General features: G+C 67.6%; 24 protein-coding genes. 12 read left to right on the top strand and 12 right to left on the bottom strand.

Annotated features, from left to right (window positions below; translation table 11 throughout):
* Nucleotides 1–23: 23 nt before the first annotated feature.
* Both BVC93_RS08285 and BVC93_RS08280 read left to right on the top strand, forming a co-directional pair.
* The gene (locus BVC93_RS08285) at nt 24–1,733 is read left to right on the top strand and encodes an alpha/beta hydrolase (RefSeq protein WP_083736750.1); all 1,710 of its coding nucleotides are present in this window, start codon (nt 24–26) and stop codon (nt 1,731–1,733) included.
* The gene (locus BVC93_RS08280) at nt 1,723–2,340 is read left to right on the top strand and encodes an Rv0804 family intramembrane glutamic endopeptidase (protein WP_083736749.1); all 618 of its coding nucleotides are present in this window, start codon (nt 1,723–1,725) and stop codon (nt 2,338–2,340) included. The genes BVC93_RS08285 and BVC93_RS08280 overlap by 11 nt, the downstream gene beginning before the upstream one ends.
* Here the strand turns inward: BVC93_RS08280 and BVC93_RS08275 are convergent.
* Nucleotides 2,337–2,777: a PPOX class F420-dependent oxidoreductase gene (locus BVC93_RS08275; protein WP_083736748.1), complete on the bottom strand. Its 441-nt coding sequence runs from the start codon at nt 2,775–2,777 to the stop codon at nt 2,337–2,339. The genes BVC93_RS08280 and BVC93_RS08275 overlap by 4 nt on opposite strands.
* Before the next feature lie 47 nt (nt 2,778–2,824).
* On the opposite strand from BVC93_RS08275, the gene BVC93_RS08270 reads away from it, so the two are divergent.
* Together BVC93_RS08270 and purF are read left to right on the top strand one after the other, a co-directional pair.
* Nucleotides 2,825–3,220 carry a sterol carrier family protein gene (locus tag BVC93_RS08270; RefSeq protein ID WP_083736747.1) on the top strand — a complete coding sequence of 132 codons (396 nt, stop codon included), beginning with the start codon at nt 2,825–2,827 and terminating at the stop codon, nt 3,218–3,220.
* A 183-nt stretch (nt 3,221–3,403) separates the two neighbouring features.
* Nucleotides 3,404–4,933 carry an amidophosphoribosyltransferase gene (gene purF / locus BVC93_RS08265; RefSeq protein WP_083736746.1) on the top strand — a complete coding sequence of 510 codons (1,530 nt, stop codon included), beginning with the start codon at nt 3,404–3,406 and terminating at the stop codon, nt 4,931–4,933.
* Between the two features lie 7 nt (nt 4,934–4,940).
* Here the strand turns inward: purF and BVC93_RS08260 are convergent, their stop codons facing one another.
* On the bottom strand, nt 4,941–6,248 hold the full coding sequence (locus tag BVC93_RS08260; RefSeq protein WP_083736745.1) for an NAD(P)H-binding protein: 1,308 nt from the start codon (nt 6,246–6,248) through the stop codon (nt 4,941–4,943).
* Between the two features lie 93 nt (nt 6,249–6,341).
* On the opposite strand from BVC93_RS08260, the gene purM reads away from it, so the two are divergent.
* The gene (purM, locus tag BVC93_RS08255; protein WP_083736744.1) at nt 6,342–7,415 is read left to right on the top strand and encodes a phosphoribosylformylglycinamidine cyclo-ligase; all 1,074 of its coding nucleotides are present in this window, start codon (nt 6,342–6,344) and stop codon (nt 7,413–7,415) included.
* Between the two features lie 34 nt (nt 7,416–7,449).
* On the opposite strand, the gene BVC93_RS08250 is transcribed toward purM, so the two are convergent.
* Both BVC93_RS08250 and ygfZ read right to left on the bottom strand, forming a co-directional pair.
* A complete protein-coding gene (locus BVC93_RS08250) occupies nt 7,450–7,635 on the bottom strand; it encodes a DUF3073 domain-containing protein (protein ID WP_083736743.1) in 186 nt (61 codons plus the stop codon).
* Nucleotides 7,636–7,775: 140 nt separating this feature from the next.
* Nucleotides 7,776–8,828 carry a CAF17-like 4Fe-4S cluster assembly/insertion protein YgfZ gene (gene ygfZ / locus BVC93_RS08245; protein ID WP_083736742.1) on the bottom strand — a complete coding sequence of 351 codons (1,053 nt, stop codon included), beginning with the start codon at nt 8,826–8,828 and terminating at the stop codon, nt 7,776–7,778.
* Between the two features lie 72 nt (nt 8,829–8,900).
* On the opposite strand from ygfZ, the gene BVC93_RS08240 reads away from it, so the two are divergent.
* The 5 genes from BVC93_RS08240 to BVC93_RS08220 all read left to right on the top strand — a co-directional run bounded on the left by BVC93_RS08240 (nt 8,901) and on the right by BVC93_RS08220 (nt 13,335).
* A complete protein-coding gene (locus BVC93_RS08240) occupies nt 8,901–9,770 on the top strand; it encodes an aminodeoxychorismate lyase (RefSeq protein WP_236950423.1) in 870 nt (289 codons plus the stop codon).
* A gap of 308 nt (nt 9,771–10,078) precedes the next feature.
* Nucleotides 10,079–10,921, top strand: coding sequence for an ABC transporter substrate-binding protein (locus BVC93_RS08235; protein ID WP_083740893.1), 843 nt, complete (start codon nt 10,079–10,081; stop codon nt 10,919–10,921).
* Nucleotides 10,918–11,745: an amino acid ABC transporter permease gene (locus tag BVC93_RS08230; RefSeq protein WP_236950296.1), complete on the top strand. Its 828-nt coding sequence runs from the start codon at nt 10,918–10,920 to the stop codon at nt 11,743–11,745. The genes BVC93_RS08235 and BVC93_RS08230 overlap by 4 nt, the downstream gene beginning before the upstream one ends.
* Nucleotides 11,742–12,491 carry an amino acid ABC transporter ATP-binding protein gene (locus tag BVC93_RS08225; RefSeq protein ID WP_083736741.1) on the top strand — a complete coding sequence of 250 codons (750 nt, stop codon included), beginning with the start codon at nt 11,742–11,744 and terminating at the stop codon, nt 12,489–12,491. The genes BVC93_RS08230 and BVC93_RS08225 overlap by 4 nt, the downstream gene beginning before the upstream one ends.
* 145 nt (nt 12,492–12,636) lie before the next feature.
* Nucleotides 12,637–13,335 carry a transporter substrate-binding domain-containing protein gene (locus tag BVC93_RS08220; RefSeq protein WP_236950295.1) on the top strand — a complete coding sequence of 233 codons (699 nt, stop codon included), beginning with the start codon at nt 12,637–12,639 and terminating at the stop codon, nt 13,333–13,335.
* Here BVC93_RS08220 and BVC93_RS08215 read toward each other — a convergent pair.
* The 8 genes from BVC93_RS08215 to lmeA all read right to left on the bottom strand — a co-directional run bounded on the left by BVC93_RS08215 (nt 13,332) and on the right by lmeA (nt 17,542).
* Nucleotides 13,332–13,574, bottom strand: coding sequence for a hypothetical protein (locus BVC93_RS08215; protein WP_335583123.1), 243 nt, complete (start codon nt 13,572–13,574; stop codon nt 13,332–13,334). The genes BVC93_RS08220 and BVC93_RS08215 overlap by 4 nt on opposite strands.
* Nucleotides 13,575–13,617: 43 nt before the next feature.
* Entirely contained in the window at nt 13,618–14,268 is a 651-nt protein-coding gene (locus BVC93_RS08210) for an FABP family protein (RefSeq protein WP_083736739.1), read from the bottom strand.
* A 207-nt stretch (nt 14,269–14,475) separates the two neighbouring features.
* Nucleotides 14,476–14,778, bottom strand: a complete 303-nt coding sequence (locus tag BVC93_RS08205) for a DUF1416 domain-containing protein (protein ID WP_083736738.1) — start codon at nt 14,776–14,778, stop codon at nt 14,476–14,478.
* 4 nt (nt 14,779–14,782) lie between these two features.
* Nucleotides 14,783–15,616 carry a sulfurtransferase gene (locus BVC93_RS08200; RefSeq protein WP_083736737.1) on the bottom strand — a complete coding sequence of 278 codons (834 nt, stop codon included), beginning with the start codon at nt 15,614–15,616 and terminating at the stop codon, nt 14,783–14,785.
* A gap of 18 nt (nt 15,617–15,634) precedes the next feature.
* A complete protein-coding gene (locus tag BVC93_RS08195; RefSeq protein ID WP_083736736.1) occupies nt 15,635–16,102 on the bottom strand; it encodes a DUF4395 domain-containing protein in 468 nt (155 codons plus the stop codon).
* 101 nt (nt 16,103–16,203) lie between these two features.
* A complete protein-coding gene (locus tag BVC93_RS34720) occupies nt 16,204–16,308 on the bottom strand; it encodes an Ms5788A family Cys-rich leader peptide (RefSeq protein WP_442929030.1) in 105 nt (34 codons plus the stop codon).
* A gap of 17 nt (nt 16,309–16,325) precedes the next feature.
* Nucleotides 16,326–16,748: a TlpA family protein disulfide reductase gene (locus BVC93_RS08190; RefSeq protein ID WP_083736735.1), complete on the bottom strand. Its 423-nt coding sequence runs from the start codon at nt 16,746–16,748 to the stop codon at nt 16,326–16,328.
* Nucleotides 16,745–17,542, bottom strand: coding sequence for a mannan chain length control protein LmeA (lmeA, locus tag BVC93_RS08185; RefSeq protein ID WP_236950294.1), 798 nt, complete (start codon nt 17,540–17,542; stop codon nt 16,745–16,747). Before lmeA ends, BVC93_RS08190 begins: the two co-directional genes overlap by 4 nt.
* Nucleotides 17,543–17,684: 142 nt before the next feature.
* Here lmeA and BVC93_RS08180 point away from each other — a divergent pair, with 142 nt between their 5' ends.
* Together BVC93_RS08180 and mshD are read left to right on the top strand one after the other, a co-directional pair.
* Nucleotides 17,685–18,500, top strand: coding sequence for a winged helix-turn-helix transcriptional regulator (locus tag BVC93_RS08180; RefSeq protein WP_192860225.1), 816 nt, complete (start codon nt 17,685–17,687; stop codon nt 18,498–18,500).
* Nucleotides 18,497–19,399: a mycothiol synthase gene (gene mshD / locus BVC93_RS08175; RefSeq protein ID WP_083736733.1), complete on the top strand. Its 903-nt coding sequence runs from the start codon at nt 18,497–18,499 to the stop codon at nt 19,397–19,399. The genes BVC93_RS08180 and mshD overlap by 4 nt, the downstream gene beginning before the upstream one ends.
* Nucleotides 19,400–19,409: the final 10 nt, after the last annotated feature.

Raw genomic sequence — 19,409 nt, 5'->3', positions numbered from 1 at the left:
GCCGTTGTGATGACGGCGACCCGATGATCCCGGAGCGCCATCCCCTGCTCGAGTGGGCCTGGGGACTGGTGCGACTGGATTTCTTCGGTGCCGCGGTGGGTGCGCTGTTCTTCTGCCTGTCGCTCACCCCGTCGCTGTTGCCGCGGGACTGGCTGTTCGCCGGACTGATCGGTGGCATCAACGCCGCGATCGGTTACGGGCTGGGTGTGCTTGTCGGAAAACTGTTTCGGCGCTTGGTGCTTCGCCGCAGGACGTGGTGGCCACCGCCCAGGCGGGTGCTGTATGCGTTGAAAGCCGCGACGGTGGTCGGGTCGGTGGCCGCCTGCCTGTTGATCGTGGTGCCCGCCGCGGCCTGGCAGCGCCAGGTCTCCGCGCTGATGGGCATCGAGGGGCCGGCCACGGCGGGTTACTACCGGACGGTGCTGTTGGCTGCGGTGGTCTGCGGCGTCCTGGTAGGTGTCGCACGCATCCTGCTGGACGCGGTGAAGGTGATGGCCCGTTTTCTGATTCGACGCTGGCGGGTCAACGACGAGGTGGCACTGTTCATCGGCACCGCGGTGGTGGCGGTGGTGGTGATCACCTTGGTCAACGGTGTGCTGCTGCGGGGTTTCCTGGCCGGCGCCAACCGGGTGTTCCAGCCGCAGGACTACACCACCCGCGACGGTGTGGAACAGCCACTGGCGCCCCAGAGATCCGGCAGCCCAGACTCTTTCGCGGCGTGGGACACCCTCGGTTACCAGGGCCGCAACTTCGTGGCCGGTGGACCCGACGCCGCCGAACTGGAACGGGTGAACGGCCGGCCGGCGCTGGAACCGGTGCGTGTGTACGCGGGGCTGCAGACCGCCGAGACCGCCGAGCAGCGGATGGCGGTACTGCTCTCGGAACTGGAACGCACCGGCGCCTTCGAGCGTGAACTGCTGGTCATCGTTCCGACCACCGGCACCGGCTGGGTGAATCCGGTGGCCGCCAGGGCACTGGAGCTGATGTACAACGGCGACACCGCCATGGTGGCGCTGCAATATTCCTATCTGCCCAGCTGGATCTCGTTCCTGGGCGACCGCGAAACGTCGATGGACTCGGGTCGCATGCTCATCGACGCCGTGCACCAGCGTTGGGTGCGGCTGCCTGCGGAACAGCGGCCGAAACTGGTGCTCTACGGCGAGAGCCTCGGTTCGATGGCCGGGCAGGCGGCGTTCGGCTTCCTGCCGGACATCTCCCGGATGGGATTCGATTCGGTGCTGTGGGTGGGTCCGCCCAACGCCAGCCCGCTGTGGAAGGCGCTGGTGGTGCGCCGCGATCCCGGTACCCCCGAAGTGCATCCGCGCTACGACGACGGACGGACGGTCCGGTTCTCACCGGCCAATGATCCGGCCCAGATAGTCGCCGACACCGCCGCGCCGTGGGAGGGCACCAGGGTGCTGTTCCTGCAACATCCCTCCGACCCGATCGTGTGGTGGTCGCCGGATCTGCTGTTCTCCCGGCCGGATTGGCTCCGGGAAGCTCCGGTCCGCGATCGAACCGAATCCATGCGGTGGTATCCCATCGTGACCTTCTGGCAGGTGAGCGCCGACATGACCAACGCCTCCTCGGTACCCGGCGGGCACGGCCACAACTACGGCGAATCCGTACTCGACGGTTGGGTGGCAGTGGCTCCGCCGCCGGGGTGGACGCCGGCCGACACCGAGCGGATCCGCGCCGATTTGGACGAGACGGCCGGCGCCGATGAACCGTGACCAACGACGCGCCCTTGCGTTCGCGGCCGGTCTCGTGGGTTGGAGTTTGACCGCCGGCCTGCAGATCCCCGGCCGCAGGCACCCGCTGATCCAGGCCGGCCTGGGAACGGGTCTGGCCCTGGCGGCCGGGGCCAGACCGCGGCCACGCTCCGGGGTGGCGCACGGTGTGGCCGCAGCGGCTGTGGTGGCTGCGGGAGTGGCGGCGACCACAGCTTTGCCGCAAGTGCGAAAAGCGATGCGAGAGCGTGAGTTGCCCACCCCGGCGTGGTGGTGGCTGGCCGTCGAGATTCCGTTGGGCACGGTGTGGTCCGAGGAAGCGGCCTACCGCGGGGTGCTCGGCGTCCTGGCAGCCCGAGGCTTCGGGACGCGACGGGGCAAACTGTTGCAGGCCATGGCTTTCGGGCTCAGTCACATTGCGGATGCGCGGGCGGCGGGGGAGCCGGTGGTGGGCACGGTGCTGGTGACCGGGCTGGCGGGTTGGGTGTTCGCCATGCTGGCTGAGCGCAGCGGGAGCCTGCTGGCACCGGCGCTGGCGCACCTGGCCGTCAACGAGGCCGGGGCCCTCGCGGCTCTGCTGGTGCAGGCCCACGACGGCCGTCTTGGCTAGTCCGCGGTGGTGGGGACGTCCCTGCTGTCGGTGGTCAGCAGGTGCGGCTCGGTCTCGGTGTCGTCGATGCCGAAGCTGATGATCCGGCGCGGTGTGATCCTGATGATCGCCGAGTCCAGCCCATCACCGTTGGATTCTGTTGCGGTGTTCTGAGTTTCGGCTTGCTGAGCGGTGCCGCGTATCTCCAGGCAACGGACCCGCCACGGGTTACGTGACGCGATGTCGTCCACCACGAACGCCACGACGGCATTGGTCGCCAGATTGCGGAACTTCTGGCTGCGTGACATCCGGTAACCGGAGACGTCGATGGTCTCGAGCTCCTCGTTGTAGGTGAACCCGACGGGGCTGTTCTGCAGAGTGCCGTCGGGCTGGATGGTGGCGAGCCGGCCCAGGTCGGCCGACTTCAGGTACTCGATCTCGTGCGGTTTGAAGGCCATGACCCCACGCTAGGACTTCAACAACAGTTGAGGTCAATACTGGAGCCATGCCCGCTCGCAACACCGCCGACCCCACCAAGACGCGCGCCGCCGTCCTGGCCACCGAAGCCTGGCTGCGAGACGACTCGGCCCCGGCGCCGGAACGCTCGGTTCTCGCCGACGCGGTGCGGCTCACCGCGCGCAGTCTGGCCGCCTCGGCGCCCGGCGCCTCGGTGGAGGTGCGGGTACCGCCGTTCGTCGCGGTGCAGTGCGTCGAAGGTCCCCGTCACACCCGCGGCACCCCACCCAACGTGGTGGAGACCGACCCCCGCACCTGGCTGCTGCTGGCCTGCGGGCTGCTCACTCTGTCCGACGCGGTGGCCCGGGGAAGGGTGCAGATGTCGGGATCGCGGGCCGGTGAGATCAACCTCTGGTTGCCGGTGGTACCCCTGGGCGCCGAGTGACGGAGATCACGACCATCAGCCCGAAATCGGCTGTTTTGCTGCACGTTGCTGGTCACCGCGGAATGGCCGAACACGGCGCGGCGTTGGACGACACGCTAACCGCCTCGTCACCGGTATGAATGCGTCGGCATCAGACCGTAGACTGGGCGCGTCACCCGAACGCTTCCCAGGAGCAGCCCCCACGTGACCGCTGAACCGATCGAACTCGAGAACGCACCCGCCGAAGAATGCGGCGTATTCGGCGTCTGGGCTCCTGGCGAAGAAGTCGCCAAGCTCACCTACTACGGCCTGTACGCCCTGCAGCACCGCGGTCAGGAAGCTGCCGGTATCGCCGTCGCCGACGGCTCGCAGGTGTTGGTGTTCAAAGATCTCGGGCTGGTCAGCCAGGTCTTCGACGAGCAGACCCTGGCCGCGATGCCCGGCCACGTCGCCGTCGGGCACTGCCGCTACTCCACAACCGGGTCCACCACCTGGGAAAACGCCCAACCGGTGTTCCGCAACACCGCCGCGGGTACCGGGGTGGCGCTTGGCCACAACGGCAACCTGGTCAACACCGCTGAGCTGGCCGCTCGTGCCCGCGACGAAGGCCTGATGAGCAACCGCGGCGAAACTGCCGCCACCACCGACTCCGACATCCTGGGAGCGCTGCTCGCGCACGGCGCCGCCGACTCCAGCCTGGAGCAGGCCGCCCTGGAGCTGCTGCCCACCGTCCGCGGCGCCTTCTGTCTGACCTTCATGGACGAGAACACGCTCTATGCCGCCCGTGATCCGCACGGGGTGCGCCCCCTGTCACTGGGTCGGCTGGACCGCGGCTGGGTGGTGGCCTCCGAGACCGCCGCGCTCGACATCGTGGGCGCCTCCTTCGTCCGCGACATCGAACCCGGTGAGCTGCTGGCCATCGACGCCGACGGGGTTCGGTCCACCCGCTTCGCCAACCCCACCCCCAAAGGGTGTGTGTTCGAGTACGTCTACCTGGCTCGTCCCGACAGCACCATCGGTGGCCGGTCGGTGCACTCCACCCGGGTCGACATCGGCCGCCGGTTGGCTCGTGAACAGCCCGTCGACGGCGACCTCGTAATCGGAGTGCCGGAGTCCGGCACGCCGGCGGCCGTCGGGTACGCCCAAGAGTCGGGTATCCCGTTCGGCCAGGGCCTGATGAAGAACGCCTACGTGGGTCGCACGTTCATCCAGCCGTCGCAGACCATCCGCCAGCAGGGCATCCGGCTCAAGCTGAATCCGCTGCGGGACATGATCCGCGGCAAGCGGCTGGTGGTTGTGGACGACTCGATCGTGCGCGGCAACACCCAGCGCGCGCTGATCCGGATGCTGCGCGAGGCCGGCGCCGTCGAGGTACATGTCCGGATCGCCTCACCGCCGGTCAAATGGCCCTGCTTCTACGGCATCGACTTCGCCTCCCCGGCAGAACTGATCGCCAACGCTGCCAACGACGGCGGCGGTGAGATGCTCGAAGCCGTCCGGCACGCGATCGGTGCGGACACCCTGGGTTACATCTCCATCGACGGCATGATCAGCGCCACCGAGCAGCCCGCGTCCCGGTTGTGCGCGGCCTGCTTCGACGGCAACTACCCGATCGAGCTGCCCAGCGAGACCGCACTCGGCAAGAACGTCATCGAGCACATGCTGTCGAACGCTGCCCGCGCCGGAGTGGTGCAGCAGGACAACGACAACGCCTCCGCGCTGCGTCGCCCCTGACCCGGCCTCAGCTGTCGAGGTTGCGACGCAACAGCTTCCGGCGTAATTGCCACACGGTGACGGCGTAGAGCCGTCCCGGAAGACCCCGTGGGGCGAACGTCGCCGTCTGGGTGAAATCGGTCTGGCCGTCGGTGCGCGGGCTGACCTCCACGGTGAGGGTGAGCACCCCGGGCAGCCGCCCGCGGTCCACCAACCGGGCGGATGCGCCCTGAACCTGTGACTGCGCCTGCCAGCGGTGTCCGCGATGGGTCAGAGCCCGCCAGGTGGCGTCGGGACTGCGACCCGTCGTTCCCGACACGCTGTCGCGCAGCACCAGGTCGCCCGCCCAGTCCGGATCACTGGGCCGCGGTGCCGCCGGACTGTCCGGCGACCAGGACGGCTCGCAGCCGCGTTGCTCGCTGTACTCGAGGGCACGCTGCACCGATTCCCGATAGGGCAGTAGCCCGTCGCCCGGGGCCGCGATGACGGCATCGATGTCGTGCTCGTCGGCCACCGCGTCACAATGCAGAGACTCCACCAGCGGCTGCGCCAGACCGGGCGGAATCGGCGTCACCAGACCCACCCACCAACTTGCGATCGTCGGCGTCAGGAAGGGCAGAACGACGATGCCGCGACGGCGCAGGCCCGCCACGTCGGCGTAGACCTGCATCATCTCCCCATACTCGAGCACATCCGGACCGCCGATGTCCCAGGTTCGCGATCGCGGCACCGGGGCCGTCGCCGCCTCGGCCAGGTAGTGCAGCACATCACGCACCGCGATCGGCTGGATCCGGTTGTGCACCCACTTCGGTGTGGTCATCACCGGCAACAGCTCGGTCAGGTGACGGATCATCTCGAACGAGGCCGAGCCCGAACCGATGACCACCCCGGCCTGCAGTACGACGGTTTCGATACCGGATTCCAGCAGAATGTCACCCACCGCGGTGCGGGACTGGAGGTGGCGGGACAGCTCGGTATCACCGGGGTGCAACCCACTGAGGTAGACCAGCCGTCGGACCCCCGCCGCCCGGGCCGCCTCGACCACGTTGGTGGCCGCGCGGCGCTCCTCCTCGACAAAATCGTCGGAGGTGCCCATCGAATGCGCCAGGTAGAACACCACGTCGACAGCGGTGAACGCGCTTTTCAACGAGTCGGGGTCGGTGAGGTCACCGGTGACCACCTCGACGTCGGAACGCCACGGTACGTTGTCGAGCTTCTTCGTGGTGCGGGCCATGGCGCGGACCTTGTGGCCGCGGGCCAGCAGATCTGGGATCAACCGACCACCGATATAGCCGGTGGAACCTGTTACCAGACACTGCACCTGAGCTGAATCCACTCCTGTGCGTAGCCGCGAACACCGCTGATGAAACAAGCGCCGAGACCCCCGGCCGATACCGGCTTGGGCCCGGGACCGGTAGATTGAGGCACGATGACCGATCGCGCTGAAGAACAAGGTATCTCTTACGCATCGGCCGGAGTCGATATCGAGGCCGGGGACCGGGCCGTCGAACTCTTCAAGCCCTGGGCGAAGAAGGCGACTCGGCCCGAGGTACGTGGTGGCCTCGGCGGCTTCGCCGGACTCTTCGCCCTCCGCGGCGATTACCGGGAACCGCTGCTGGCGGCTTCGACCGATGGTGTGGGCACCAAGCTCGCCGTCGCCCAAGCCATGGACAAGCACGACACCGTGGGCCTCGACCTCGTGGCCATGGTGGTCGACGACCTGGTGGTGTGCGGCGCCGAGCCGCTGTTCCTGCAGGACTACATCGCCATCGGCCAGGTGGACCCCGAAAAGGTGCAGTCCATCGTGGCCGGCATCGCCGAAGGCTGTGTCCAGGCCGGCTGTGCGCTGCTGGGCGGTGAGACCGCTGAGCACCCCGGCCTGATGGCCCCCGACCACTACGACCTGTCGGCCACGGGTGTCGGCGTGGTGGAAGCCGACAACGTGCTGGGCCCCGACCGGGTGCGCCCGGGCGACGTGGTGATCGCGATGGGTTCCTCAGGTCTGCATTCCAACGGATACTCACTGGCCCGCAAGGTGCTGCTGGAGATCGACCGGATGAGCCTGTCAGGCCACGTCGAGGAGTTCGGCCGGACGCTCGGCGAAGAGCTGCTGGAACCTACCCAGATCTACGCCAAGGACTGCCTCGCGCTCGCGGCCGAGACGCAGGTACGGACGTTCTGTCACGTCACCGGTGGCGGTTTGGCCGGCAACCTGGAGCGGGTGATCCCGCACGGACTGGTCGCCGAACTCGACCGCGGCACGTGGACACCTGCACCCATCTTCGGCCTGATCGCCCAGCGTGGGCGGATCGAGCGTGTGGAGATGGAAAAGACGTTCAACATGGGCGTCGGTATGGTGGCCGTGGTCGCGCCGGAGGACACCGATCGCGCGTTGGCCATCTTGACCGCAAGGCATCTGAACTGCTGGACGTTGGGGACCATCGGCAAAGGTGCGAAGGATGGACCTCGCGCCACTCTGAGTGGGCAGCACCCGCGCTTCTGAGGGGCGCGGGGCTCACACCTTGCCGAGGGGGAACTCAGCGCCGCCAGGCGTCTTCGTCACTCCAGCGGTCATCCAGTACGCCGTCATCGACGTCGTTGGCGTCGTCCGCCTCCGGCCCCGACAGCTCCTTGCGGAGCCTTTCGAAGTCGGTCTGCGGAGAGCTGTACTTCAACTCTCGAGCAACCTTGGTCTGCTTTGCCTTTGCCCGGCCGCGGCCCATGGGGGAACCCCCTCGCGCAATAACGGAGCGGCCCAACAATGTGAGCGGCTCCGATCTGTGTGTTTATTGTCCTGCGTTCACTTTACCGTGCCCCGACCGGCTGCGCTGGCAGGCCCGTCGGCGGTGAGTGTCGAGGGACGTCACGCCAGGCCACGCAGCCGATCGATGGCTGCCCGGCCAGCCCCGACGACATCGGCGGGAGGCAGTGAGTCGAGGTCGATCACGGCGGCCACCTGCACATCGCCACCCGTGATCAGTTCGGTGTCCACCGGCAGCCCGCGCTTGACCAGCGCGAGCGCCACCGGGCCGAGATCTACGTGGTCCACCACCGTGCCCAAACGACCGACCGCGCGGCCACCGGCCAGCACCGGATCCCCGGTGGCGGGCCGGTCGGCGGAGCCGTCGAGGTGCAACAGCACCAGCATCCGCGGTGGCTTGCCCAGGTTGTGCACCCGAGCGACCGTCTCCTGACCGCGATAGCAGCCCTTGTCGAGGTGTACCGCGCCCTCGCCGGGGCCGCCGATCCAGCGGACCTCGTGCGGAATGGTGCGCTCGTCGGTGTCCACGCCGAGACGGGGCCGCAGCGCCACCACCCGGCGCGCCTCGTAGGCCCAGACACCAACCTGTCGCACACCTGCCCGCTCCAGGGCCTCGAGCCGTGAACTCAGTTGCGTACGGGGCACCAGCAGGTCGAACTCGTCGGCACCCCTCCGGCGCACCAGGCCGCCATCGGAGAGGGGCAGCGCCGTCGGCCCTGGCAGCGCATCGATCCCAAGGGTGGCGGCCGTCACATCCGGACCGAAAACCGTCAGCACCGCCAGGTCTGCCGGTTCGACCTTCACGTCGGCCCAGAAGATCATCTTGCGCAGGAAGTCCAGCAGCGGCTGGCCGCGCCACGGCTCGGTGTCGAGGTACGTGACGCCGCCGAGATCGGTCTGAATCCAGTGGTCCTCCACCCGGCCCTGGCCGTCGAGGCTCAGGTTCTCGACGGTGGCACCGTCGGCCAGGGCGCTGACGTGCTGGCTGGAAATGCTGTGCAGCCACGTCAACCTCTCGCCGCCGGCCAGCGTCAGGACCGCGCGGTGCGAGCGGTCGACCACCGCGGCGCCGGCGCGCTGCTCACCCAAGGGGTCGCCGAAATGCCAGACGGCTCCGGCGTCGGGACCGGTTTCGGGAGCGGGCACGGCAGACACATTTCAACTCTACGGTGCATCGACGCCGGTTATTCCCGGTTCCCACCCGGATTAGGCTTGGGCCCCATGGCTGTGCTGGTGACTCTTGACGGAACGGTGTGCGACCCGCAGGCTCCGCTGCTGTACGCCGACGACCTGGCGGCAGTCCGCGGCGACGGTGTGTTCGAGACGCTGCTGGTCCGCGACGGCCGCGCCTGTCTGGTCGAGTCGCATCTCCGTCGGTTGGAGGCCTCGGCGAAATCCCTACAGCTGCCGAAACCGGATCTGGCGGCGTGGCGGGCTGCCATCGACGCGGCGGCCGGGTGCTGGGCGGCCGACAGTGATGACGAGGCGGCGCTGCGGCTGGTCTACAGCCGGGGCCGGGAAGGTGGCTCGCCGCCGACGGCCTACGTGAGCGTGAACCCGCTGCCGGCTCGTATCGCCACAGCCCGTCGTGACGGGGTGTCGGCGTTGTGTCTGGACCGGGGGCTGCCGTCGGCGGCGGACTCGATGCCATGGCTGTTGGCCGGAGCGAAGACGCTGTCGTACGCGCTGAACATGGCGGCCCTGCGCCACGCCGCCGACTCCGGCGCCGACGACGTGGTGTTCGTCAGCTCTGACGGCTTCATCCTCGAAGGCCCACGCTCGACAGTGGTGATCGCCACCGACAGTGTCGACGGCGCCGACGGGCGGACCTGTCTGCTGACGCCGCCGCCGTGGTATCCGATCCTGCGTGGCACCACACAGCAGGCGCTGTTCGAGGTGGCCCGGGCCAAGGGCTACGACTGCGACTACCGAGCGCTGCGACCAGCGGATCTCTTTGCTGCCCAAGGTGTTTGGCTCATCTCGGCGATCACGCTAGCGGCCAGGGTGCACACCCTCGACGGCCGGCAGTTGGCGCCGCCGTCGCCCGAGGCCGACGTGGCCGGCTTGGTGGACTCGGCGATCGTCTGCGATCGCTGACCGCTAAATCGGTTGTCGGTCCTTGAATACGCGAGTACGTTCGTCGGTACACAAGAAGGGAGGTGGTCCGAGATTTTGAGTGACTTATGGACATGTGAGGTGGCTGCTAGCTAGCAGCACCAGGCTGAGGATTCACCTGCGAGCGCTGGCGAATTCCGAGCAGCCACCCGGCCCCGAGCCCTTGGTTTGTCCAACCAGGATCCACGGCTCGGGGCCGCCCATTTTTTTCTCCCGCCTCGGCCCCTGAATATCGATCACCGGTGCGCGGATTGGTGGCGCACCGAAGCACGGTGAGCGATGATGCGGCGATGCGAAAAACCTGGCTGCCGGTGGTCGTGACGATCCTGGCCGGCTGCGCGCCGGCCGAGGAAGCAGCAGCACCCACCACCAGTACCGGAGGCGACAGCTGCGCCAAGGATTCCCTGCAGACGCTCAGCGCCGGGACCCTGACCTTCGGTACCGACCAGCCCGCCTACCCACCCTGGTTCGTCGACGACGACCCGGCCAGCGGTAAGGGGTTCGAGTCCGCGGTGGCCTACGCCGTCGCCGACAAACTCGGCTTCACCCCCGAGGAGGTGACCTGGGTCCGGGTGCCCTTCAACGCGGCGATCGCGCCGGGCGCCAAGACCTTCGACGCCAATCTGTCGGAATTCTCCATCACCGAGGAGCGAAAGCAGGCCGTCGACTTCTCGACGCCCTACTACGACGTCACGCAGGCCGTCGTCACGGTGGCGTCGTCACCGGCGGCCGCGGTCAAGGACCTCAACGCACTCAAGGCGCTCAAACTCGGCGCCCAGGTGGGCACCACCAGCTACACCGCCGCAGAGGCGCTGGCGCCCGCCCAGCCGATCAGCGTCTACAACAACAACGAGGACGCCAAAGCCGCACTGACCAGCGGCCAGATCGACGCGGTGGTCCTGGATCTACCGACGGCCTTTGCGGTCCAGGCCGAACTCGACGGCGGTGTCATCGTCGGCCAGCTGCCCACCGAGACAGACACCCCGGAACAGTTCGGCATAGTCCTGGACAAGGGCAGCCCGCTGACGGCGTGTGTCTCGTCAGCCGTCGACGAACTGCGTTCGGACGGTACCCTCGCCGAGTTGCAGCAGACGTGGCTCGACGAAGCCGGTAATGCTCCCGTACTGACGTGACCGCGCTGGCCGAACAGCGCCGCGCGTACCACCGGTCGAGGGCGCGGCGCTCGACGCTGATGGCACTGGCCTCGACGCTGGTTTTCGCCGCCGTCGTCGCCGTGGGCGTGACGGCCTCGCCCGGATGGCCCCGGGTCCGCGACTCGTTCTTCGACCTGCGGATCGGCTGGGACAGCCTGCCCGCAGTGCTGGACGGGCTCTGGCTCAACGTCCGGGTTCTGGTGGTCTGCGAGATCCTGATCCTGGCGTTCGGTCTGCTGTTGGCGGTACTGCGCACTCTGCACGGGCCGGTGTGGTTCCCCGTTCGCGCAGCCGTCATCGGCTACATCGACCTGTTCCGCGGTCTGCCATTGCTGATCGTGCTCTACCTGATCGGCTTCGGCCTGCCCGGGTTGCGGCTGGAGGGCATCCCGAACAACCCCGTGCTGCTCGGTGGCCTTGCTCTGGTGCTCGTCTACTCCGCGCTGGTGGCCGAGGTCTTTCGGGCGGGCATCGACTCGGTACACCCGTCGCAGCTGGCCGCGGCCCGCTCGCTGGGCCTGAATTACCGCCGGACCATGCGACTGGTGGTGCTACCGCAGGCTGCCAGGCGGGTCACCCCGGCACTGCTGAACGACTTCGTCGCACTGCAGAAGGACTGCGGCCTGATCTCTGTACTCGGGGCTGTCGACGCGGTGCGCGCCGCACAGATCCAGGTGGCCACGTCGTACAACTTCACGCCGTATGTGGTGGCGGGTCTGCTGTTCGTCGCGCTGGCGGTGCCGTCGGCGCGGTTGGCGGACTGGGCGACCAGGCGGGCCGCGCTGCGGCAGGGGGCTCTGTGAGCGACCCGGTGCTGAGCCTGCGCGGTGTCGCCAAGAGTTACGGCGACCGCGCCGTGCTCGACGGGATCGACCTGGACGTCGCCGAGCATCAGGTGGTGGTGCTCATCGGTGCATCGGGCTCGGGAAAGTCGACTCTGCTGCGGTGCATCGACCTGCTCGACGAGATCGACGACGGGCAGATCTTCCTCGACGGCCGCGACATCAGTGACCCGCGCATCAACGCCGACGAGGTACGCCGGTCCATGGCCATGGTGTTCCAGTCGTTCAACTTGTTTCCGCACATGACGGTGCTGGACAACATCACCCTGGCGCCGCGGGTGGTGCACGGGCGCAACCGCCGGGACGCCGAGCAGCGGGGCCGTGAGCTGCTGGCGCGTGTCGGGCTGGCCGACCGCGCCGACGCCTACCCCGACCGGCTCTCCGGCGGACAGCAGCAGCGGGTGGCGATTGCGCGGGCGCTGGCCTATGACCCGCGGGTCCTGTTGCTCGACGAGGTCACCAGTGCCCTGGACCCTGAACTGGTGGCCGAGGTACTCGAGCTCCTCTCGGAACTGGCCGCCTCGGGTCGCACCATCGTGATGGCGACCCACGAGATGGGTTTCGCGCGACGAGTCGCCGACGTGGTGTGTTTCCTCGACGGTGGGCGCATCCTGGAATCCGGTCCGCCGCAGCAGGTGCTTGACGCACCGAAGGAAGCCCGTACCAGGCAGTTTCTTGCCCGGCTGGGCGGCGTGGGACGCGACTGAGAGCAACAATGTCGGTATGCGATTCCCGGTGCTGGCGGTGCTGATCGCTGCGCTGACCGGTTGTTCGGCCGCCCCGACGCCGAGCGTGCCACCGCTCAAGTGTGAAAAGTCTGCTCTGCCAACGCTTTACGCTGGAATCTTCACCATGGCCACGGACCAGCCGGCCTATCCGCCGTGGTACATCGGCGACGACCCGTCCAACGGTGACGGGTTCGAATCCGCAGTGGCATACGCTGTTGCCGACAAACTCGGCTACACCGCCGACGAGGTGCGGTGGGTGCGGGTGCCTTTCAACACCGCGATGGCTGCGGGCCCGAAGTCCTTCGACGCCAATCTCTCCGAGTTCTCCATCACCGACCAGCGGCGCGAACTCGTCGACTTCTCCTCGCCGTACTACGACGTGGCGCAGGCTGTGGTCACCGTGGCGACCTCTGCTGCCGCGTCCGCCACCACCCTGGCCGATCTGCGGACGGTGAAGCTCGGTGCGCAGGCGGGCACCACCAGCGCCGCCGCGGCGAGCGCGGTGGGTGGCAGCACACCAATCGCGGTGTACAACACCAACGTCGAGGCGAAGATGGCCTTGCGATCCGGTCAGATCGACGCGCTTGTACTGGATCTCCCCACCGCCATGGCGGTGCAGGACGAACTCGAGGACGGGCTGGTGGTCGGGCGCCTGCCCTCAGACGTCGAGCAGGTGGAGCAGTTCGGCATCATGCTCGACAAGTTCAGCCGCCTCACCCCGTGTGTATCGCAGGCCGTCGACGAACTGCGGGACTCAGGCGCATTGGCAGTGCTCGAGGCGCGCTGGCTGGCCGACGGCGCGGTGCCGCCCTTGCTCGGTTAGGGACCCGGTCCCGGAGCCAGCTCGGAACAGGCGGCCATGGCCTGCTCCCATGCGGCCGGATCGACATCCGGTGGTGGCGCCGCGGGGCCGGGAGCGGGGCCCAGTGCAGGTCCGGGTGGCTGCTCGATGCCGTGCTCGGCCAGGCATTGCGCGAACGACCCGTGTTCGGTCGACGGCTCGACGGTGGGGGATTGCGGCTCGGGCGGCGTCGACCCACAGGCCGTCAGCACTGTCGTCACCGCAAGCGCATATGCCGCAGCGCGAAACACGGGCAAGGGTTTGTCAGCCCACGAACCGGGACAGCCGGGCCGACAGATGCGGGACCAGGCCACCGTCGGCGTCCACGCGCTCTTCGACATAGGCAAGATCGCCGCCCTCGACAATGCCGTAGAGCCGCTTGGCGCCGCCGACCAGCATCCCGGACTTGCTGCGGGCCAGGGCATCGGTCACCAGCTCCCATGAGGCCTGGTTGCGCGGATGACCGTAGAACAACTCGACGTAGCCCGCCGAATGGGCCAGGAGCAGTTCGATGGCCTGGGTCTCGTTCGGATCGGCCGGGTCGTTGACGAACCGCCAGAAACCGGTCTCACGCAGTCCGACGGAATGGTAGGCGCCGTCGTCATCCAGGCGCCAGGAGCGCGCTTCCCAGATCAGATAGTCGCCACCATCATGGGAGACCACGATCTGCTGGCCGAACCGGTAGTCGCCCTGCGCACCGCGGCCCTCACCCTCACCGCGCCAGACTCCGACCAACGGCAACAGCGCAAGCAGAGCATCATTGAGGTCCGCACCCTCGCGCAGATTGGCGGTATCCGGGGGCAGCGGCAGATCGCCGAACGCGGGGATGTTGCGCACCGCGGTCTCTTTGGCACGCTCTGCCGCGGCGGCTACCGCACGGTCGCCTGGACCTGCTTGCGATTCAGCGTCAGTCACGACTCGTCGGTGACAAGCCGGTACAGCGCGTACAGGGCGAACCAGGTGATCACGACAACGGCCGCGACGAGCAGGAGTTCGAAGAACAGCACCACGGCGTCGAGTCTAGTTCCTTCTCTGGGCTGTGACGCCCTCGGGCCCTCGCGCGAGCGTGCGTGATTGCACACATTTCGACGTGATCATCACGCACGCCCGCGGGGAGGAGTTTTAAGCGACCTTGACGTCGACTTCGGTGATCCCGGCGCCGTCCGGCACCACGACCACGTCGCCGTTACCGGCCTTGGACAGCGCCCGCACCCGCCAGGTACCGGGGGCCGCGAAGAACCGGAAGTCACCGGTGGCCGAGGCGACGACCTCTGCGGTGAACTCGTCAGAGGAGTCCAGCAGGCGGACGAAGGCGCCGCCAACGGTCTGGCCGCTGCCGTCGACGACCCGTCCGGTGATCACCGTCTCCTTCTCGAGGTCGACGCTGGAGGGCAGGGTCAGGCCTTGCTTAGGGGCTGAGCACATGTTCTTAACTTCCCAACTCGATCGGGGCCCCCACGAGGGAACCGTATTCGCACCAACTGCCGTCATAGTTCTTGACGTTCTGATGTCCCAGGATCTCCCGCAGCACGAACCAGGTGTGCGACGAACGCTCACCGATCCGGCAGTAGGCGATGATCTCCTTCTCGCCGTCCAAGCCGGCGTCGCCGTACAGCTTGGCCAGTTCCTCGTCGGACTTGAAGGTGCCGTCCTCGTTGGCGGCCTTGCTCCACGGAACGTTGATGGCGGACGGGACGTGCCCGGGACGCTGGCTCTGCTCCTGCGGCAGGTGAGCCGGTGCCAGGATCTTGCCGGAGAACTCGTCAGGGGAGCGGACGTCGACGAGGTTCTTGGTGCCGATCGACGCGATGACCTCGTCGCGGAATGCGCGGATGCTGAGGTCGGGATCCTTGGCCGAGTAGCTGGTCTGGGGACGGCTCACGGCCTCACTGGACAACGTGCGTCCGTCGAGCTCCCACTTCTTGCGGCCGCCGTCGATCAACTTGACGTTCTCATGGCCGTAGAGCTTGAAGTACCAGTAGGCGTAGGCGGCGAACCAGTTGTTGTTGCCTCCGTAGAGCACCACGGTGTCGTCGTTGGCGATGCCGCGCTCGGAGAGCAGCTTGGAGAACTGCTGGGCGTCGACGAAATCACGACGGACCGGGTCCTGCAGATCGGTTTTCCAGTCGAGCTTGACGGCGCCGGTGATGTGACCACCGTCGTACGCGCTGGTGTCCTCGTCGACCTCGACGAAGACGATGTTCGGTGCATCGAGATTGCTCTCGGCCCAGTCAACGGAGACCAGGACGTCGGAGCGTGCCATGGAGTGGTTCCTCTCGCTTCAGTTGATTACGGGGGTGCGCAGGCGCGCGACAAGCGGGTAGATCTGGCAACCGAGGCAAATGCCGAAGGCTGCGTTGAGAAAGGCTGCGAACAGCGCGAACGCCGTCGCGATGGTGCCCAGCAGTGGGGAGCCGAAGGCGAAGCCGACGGTGCCGAGGACTGCGAAGGCGAAACCCACGAGTTGGGCGAACTTCAGCGGCGGCACCGGTTCTTTCTCGGATACCGGACCCAGCCGGGGAGCGACGACCGCGGCGAAGACGCGACCGTAGGGATGCTGCTTCGGGCCGCGCCCTGCACCGACGGCGAAAACCAGTGCCTGCAGTCCCAGCACCACAGCCGCCACGCTCGAGCTGACCACCGAGAGCGCCAATGTGGCGATCAGGACGCCGGTGGTCACCCAAGCGACGAAGCGAGGGCCGCGCACATCGACCGAGTCGATATAGGCCTGTTCGAGATCGGGTGCCACTGGAGAGTGCTCCTCATGCGTGAGATCTGTTGTGTCGGAAGGCTGGCTGGAGGCAGTCCGGACAGGTCTGCTCCGAAGGCGGCGCGGTAGAGCGCGGCTGTTCAGCAGCTACAACAACAACAGCAACAACCCGCAACGCGGCACAGGTCCACTGCGCGGCGCTTGGTGAGCACGAGCTCGAGTCGGGTTGACACGACGCACACCATACCCAATGACACCCTGGTCAGGCCAATAGCGATGCAAGGGCGGAGCGCAGGTCAGCGGCCTTGGGCACTCCGGAGAGGCGGTAGCGCTGCTTACCCTGCGCGTCGAAGATGAACGTCGTGGGCAGCGACAGCACCGACAGCCGCCTGGCCGCGGCCGGATCGGCGTCCATGTCGATCTCTACGTGCGCCGTACCCGGGCTGTCGGCGCACACCTGGTTGACCACTTTCCTGACCCCCGCGCACGGCCCGCACCAGACTGCGCTGAAGTGCACGATCGTGGGGCCGGTACGGGAAAGGCCGAGGTCGCTGACATCCACTTCGGCGACGTCGTCGCTGGTGGGACGCACAGCGCCCGATCGACGGTTGAGCAGCAAGCCCACCACGGTGGCCACACCCAGGGCCAGCACGAGTGCAACAGCGGTGTACATCCCGGGGGTCACCTCTGGTTGAACTCCTCCGGGGTGATCGTTAGTCCCTCGGCGATGCCTTCGATGATGATGTCCGATCCGCGCGCGCCCTGGGCAGTAGGGGCCACCCCGAAAGGCAGCTTCTGGTTCGGCAGGGTGGCCTCGAAGGCTGCCAGCACCGCGGCCACTTTGTCTTCTGGCACCTCTTCGTCGGCGGTGCCGGGTCCGGTGAGGATCCCGGTGGGGATGAACTCGAGGGTGGTCTGATCGCTGCCGGTGATCGACAGGTCCACCGCGACACTGACCCGTTCGGTGAAATCGGCGGCGTCGGGGGTCCCGGTGAACACCAGGCCCTCGCTGCCGGAGATGCCCGACTCGGTGGTGCCGCCGGTGGCGTCGTTGGTCTCCACCGGCGGGGCTTCGACCATCAGGTCCTTGATGCCCATGTACCGGCCGAGGTGGGCGGAGTCGATGATGATGCGGCTCTCCACCTTGCCGACCGGCAATCGGGCGCCGGGGTTGATCAGCCAGCCGGACTGGGTGACATCGACGGAGTGCAGCGTGGCTTCCAGCGCCGCCTTGCCGACCTCCGGGTGCTCGACGTCGTGGGCGCGGATCTCCACCTCGTCGTAGTGTCCCTGCGCAGCCTGGGGGATGAAGGGAAAGCCGAGGATGGCCACCGACGGGTCCCAGCTCAGCCGTGCGGCGGTGCGGACGGTCTGAGAGAGCCGGTATTCGGCGCTGATGGCCGCGCCGAAGTCGACGCCGACGGCTCCGAGGATGACCGAAACGACCGCCGCGCCGAGGCCGATCAGCAGTTTGCGCACGCCGAACATTGTGGCCCACGCGCAGGACGTAACACGTGGTGGCGGGTCCGCAACCCCCTCAACCCGGCCAAAGAGCAGGTTGGGCGCTATCGTTAGGGGATCTCGGTCGGTAACAGCGATGTGTCGGCCATGAATCTGGGAGATGTTCTCTCGGTTGCTGGAGGGTCAGTTGGATCTACTGCTACTCACGGTCGACCCGCATCCAGAGTCAGTTCTGCCCTCGTTGTCCCTGTTGGCACACACTGTTCGGTCGGCGCCGACGGAAGTCTCCTCGCTGTTGGAGGCTGGCACAGCCGACGTGGCCATCGTCGACGCACGTACCGACCTGGCAGCCGCGCGCGGCCTCTGCAGGCTTCTCGGCTCCACCGGCACCTCGGTGCCGGTGGTCGCGGTGGTCAACGAAGGCGGACTGGTGGCGGTCAACGTCGAGTGGGGTCTCGATGAGATCCTGCTGCCGAGCACCGGCCCGGCGGAGATCGACGCCAGGCTGCGACTGCTCGTCGGTCGCCGCGGCGGAACTGCCAGCCAGGAGAGCGCGGGCAAGGTCAGCTTGGGCGAGTTGGTGATCGATGAGGGGACCTACACGGCGCGATTGCGCGGCCGTCCGCTCGACCTCACCTATAAGGAGTTCGAACTCCTGAAGTACCTCGCGCAGCACGCGGGCCGGGTGTTCACCCGGGCGCAGTTGCTGCAGGAGGTGTGGGGTTACGACTTCTTCGGTGGCACCCGGACGGTGGATGTGCACGTGCGGCGCCTGCGCGCGAAGCTGGGTCCGGAGTACGAGTCGCTGATCGGCACGGTGCGCAATGTCGGCTACAAGGCGGTGCGCCCGGCGCGTGGCCGGCCGCCCACCGCGGCCGAAGCCGATCTGGGTGAAGACGACCTCGATGACGACGACGACTTCGGCGATCCGTCGGACGACCTCAGCGGGCCGCTGGCCGAGCAGCTGCGCAAGTGATCCAGCCGCACTGGCGGACGGTGCTGTCCGCCGACGAGCAGTCTGCTGTGCGTGAGATCATCACGGCGGCAACCGAATTCGACGGTGTTGCGCCTGTCGGTGATCAAGTGCTGCGGGAGCTCGGACAGCAGCTCACCCGGCATCTGGTGGCGATCGACGACGCCGGTGCGGTGCAGGGTTACCTGAACCTCACCCCGGAGATGGCGGAGTTGGTGGTCCATCCGCGGGCTCGCCGCAAGGGCATCGGTACCTCGTTGATCCGGGCCGCCCTGGCGCAGACCGGCGGTGACAACAGCTTCTGGGCGCACGGCACACTCGATGCGGCCAAAGCCACCGCGGCGGCGCTCGGCCTGTTTCCCGTGCGCAGCCTGCTACAGATGCGCCGTTCGGCCACAGATGTCCCGGACGTCGAGATTCCCGCCGGGGTGCAGGTCAGGACCTATGCCGGCCCGGCCGACGACGCCGAGTTGTTGCGCGTCAACAACGCCGCCTTCTCCTGGCATCCGGAGCAGGGCGGCTGGTCCACCGCTGACATCGCCGTACGCAAGGCCGAATCCTGGTTCGACCCGGCCGGCCTGTTCCTCGCCTACGACGACTCCGGTGAGCGGTTGCTCGGGTTCCACTGGACGAAGATCCACAGCGGTGGCTCTGGTCACGACATTGGTGAGGTCTACATCGTCGGTGTCGACCCCGATGCCCAGGGCAAGCGGCTCGGGCACACTCTGACCGTGCTCGGCCTGCAGTACCTGGCCCGGAAACTGGCCGACGCCGCCGATCCCACCGTGCTGCTCTACGTCGAATCCGACAACACCGCGGCGGTGCGCACCTACGAACGACTGGGCTTCAGCATCTACAGCGTCGACACCGCGTATCGGGCCTCTACCACAACTTCTGGGTGATATCGCCCAC

The sequence above is a fragment of the Mycobacterium sp. MS1601 genome, from assembly GCF_001984215.1.
Taxonomy (GTDB): Bacteria; Actinomycetota; Actinomycetes; order Mycobacteriales; family Mycobacteriaceae; genus Mycobacterium.
The sequence above is the reverse complement of the archived record's forward strand: the minus strand, read 5'-3'. Positions and strand labels throughout refer to the sequence as shown.

What these genes read in the sequence shown, in the direction of transcription:
- BVC93_RS08275 (WP_083736748.1), bottom strand. Translation starts at nt 2,777, where the DNA reads ATGGCCTTCAAACCGCACGAGATCGAGTACCTGAAGTCGGCCGACCTG.
- purM (WP_083736744.1), top strand. Translation starts at nt 6,342, where the DNA reads ATGACCGATCGCGCTGAAGAACAAGGTATCTCTTACGCATCGGCCGGA.
- BVC93_RS08200 (WP_083736737.1), bottom strand. Translation starts at nt 15,616, where the DNA reads ATGGCACGCTCCGACGTCCTGGTCTCCGTTGACTGGGCCGAGAGCAAT.
- BVC93_RS08220 (WP_236950295.1), top strand. Translation starts at nt 12,637, where the DNA reads ATGGCCACGGACCAGCCGGCCTATCCGCCGTGGTACATCGGCGACGAC.
- BVC93_RS08205 (WP_083736738.1), bottom strand. Translation starts at nt 14,778, where the DNA reads ATGTGCTCAGCCCCTAAGCAAGGCCTGACCCTGCCCTCCAGCGTCGAC.
- BVC93_RS34720 (WP_442929030.1), bottom strand. Translation starts at nt 16,308, where the DNA reads ATGGTGTGCGTCGTGTCAACCCGACTCGAGCTCGTGCTCACCAAGCGC.
- BVC93_RS08250 (WP_083736743.1), bottom strand. Translation starts at nt 7,635, where the DNA reads ATGGGCCGCGGCCGGGCAAAGGCAAAGCAGACCAAGGTTGCTCGAGAG.
- BVC93_RS08235 (WP_083740893.1), top strand. Translation starts at nt 10,079, where the DNA reads ATGCGAAAAACCTGGCTGCCGGTGGTCGTGACGATCCTGGCCGGCTGC.
- BVC93_RS08285 (WP_083736750.1), top strand. Translation starts at nt 24, where the DNA reads ATGATCCCGGAGCGCCATCCCCTGCTCGAGTGGGCCTGGGGACTGGTG.
- BVC93_RS08280 (WP_083736749.1), top strand. Translation starts at nt 1,723, where the DNA reads ATGAACCGTGACCAACGACGCGCCCTTGCGTTCGCGGCCGGTCTCGTG.
- BVC93_RS08180 (WP_192860225.1), top strand. Translation starts at nt 17,685, where the DNA reads ATGTTCTCTCGGTTGCTGGAGGGTCAGTTGGATCTACTGCTACTCACG.
- BVC93_RS08270 (WP_083736747.1), top strand. Translation starts at nt 2,825, where the DNA reads ATGCCCGCTCGCAACACCGCCGACCCCACCAAGACGCGCGCCGCCGTC.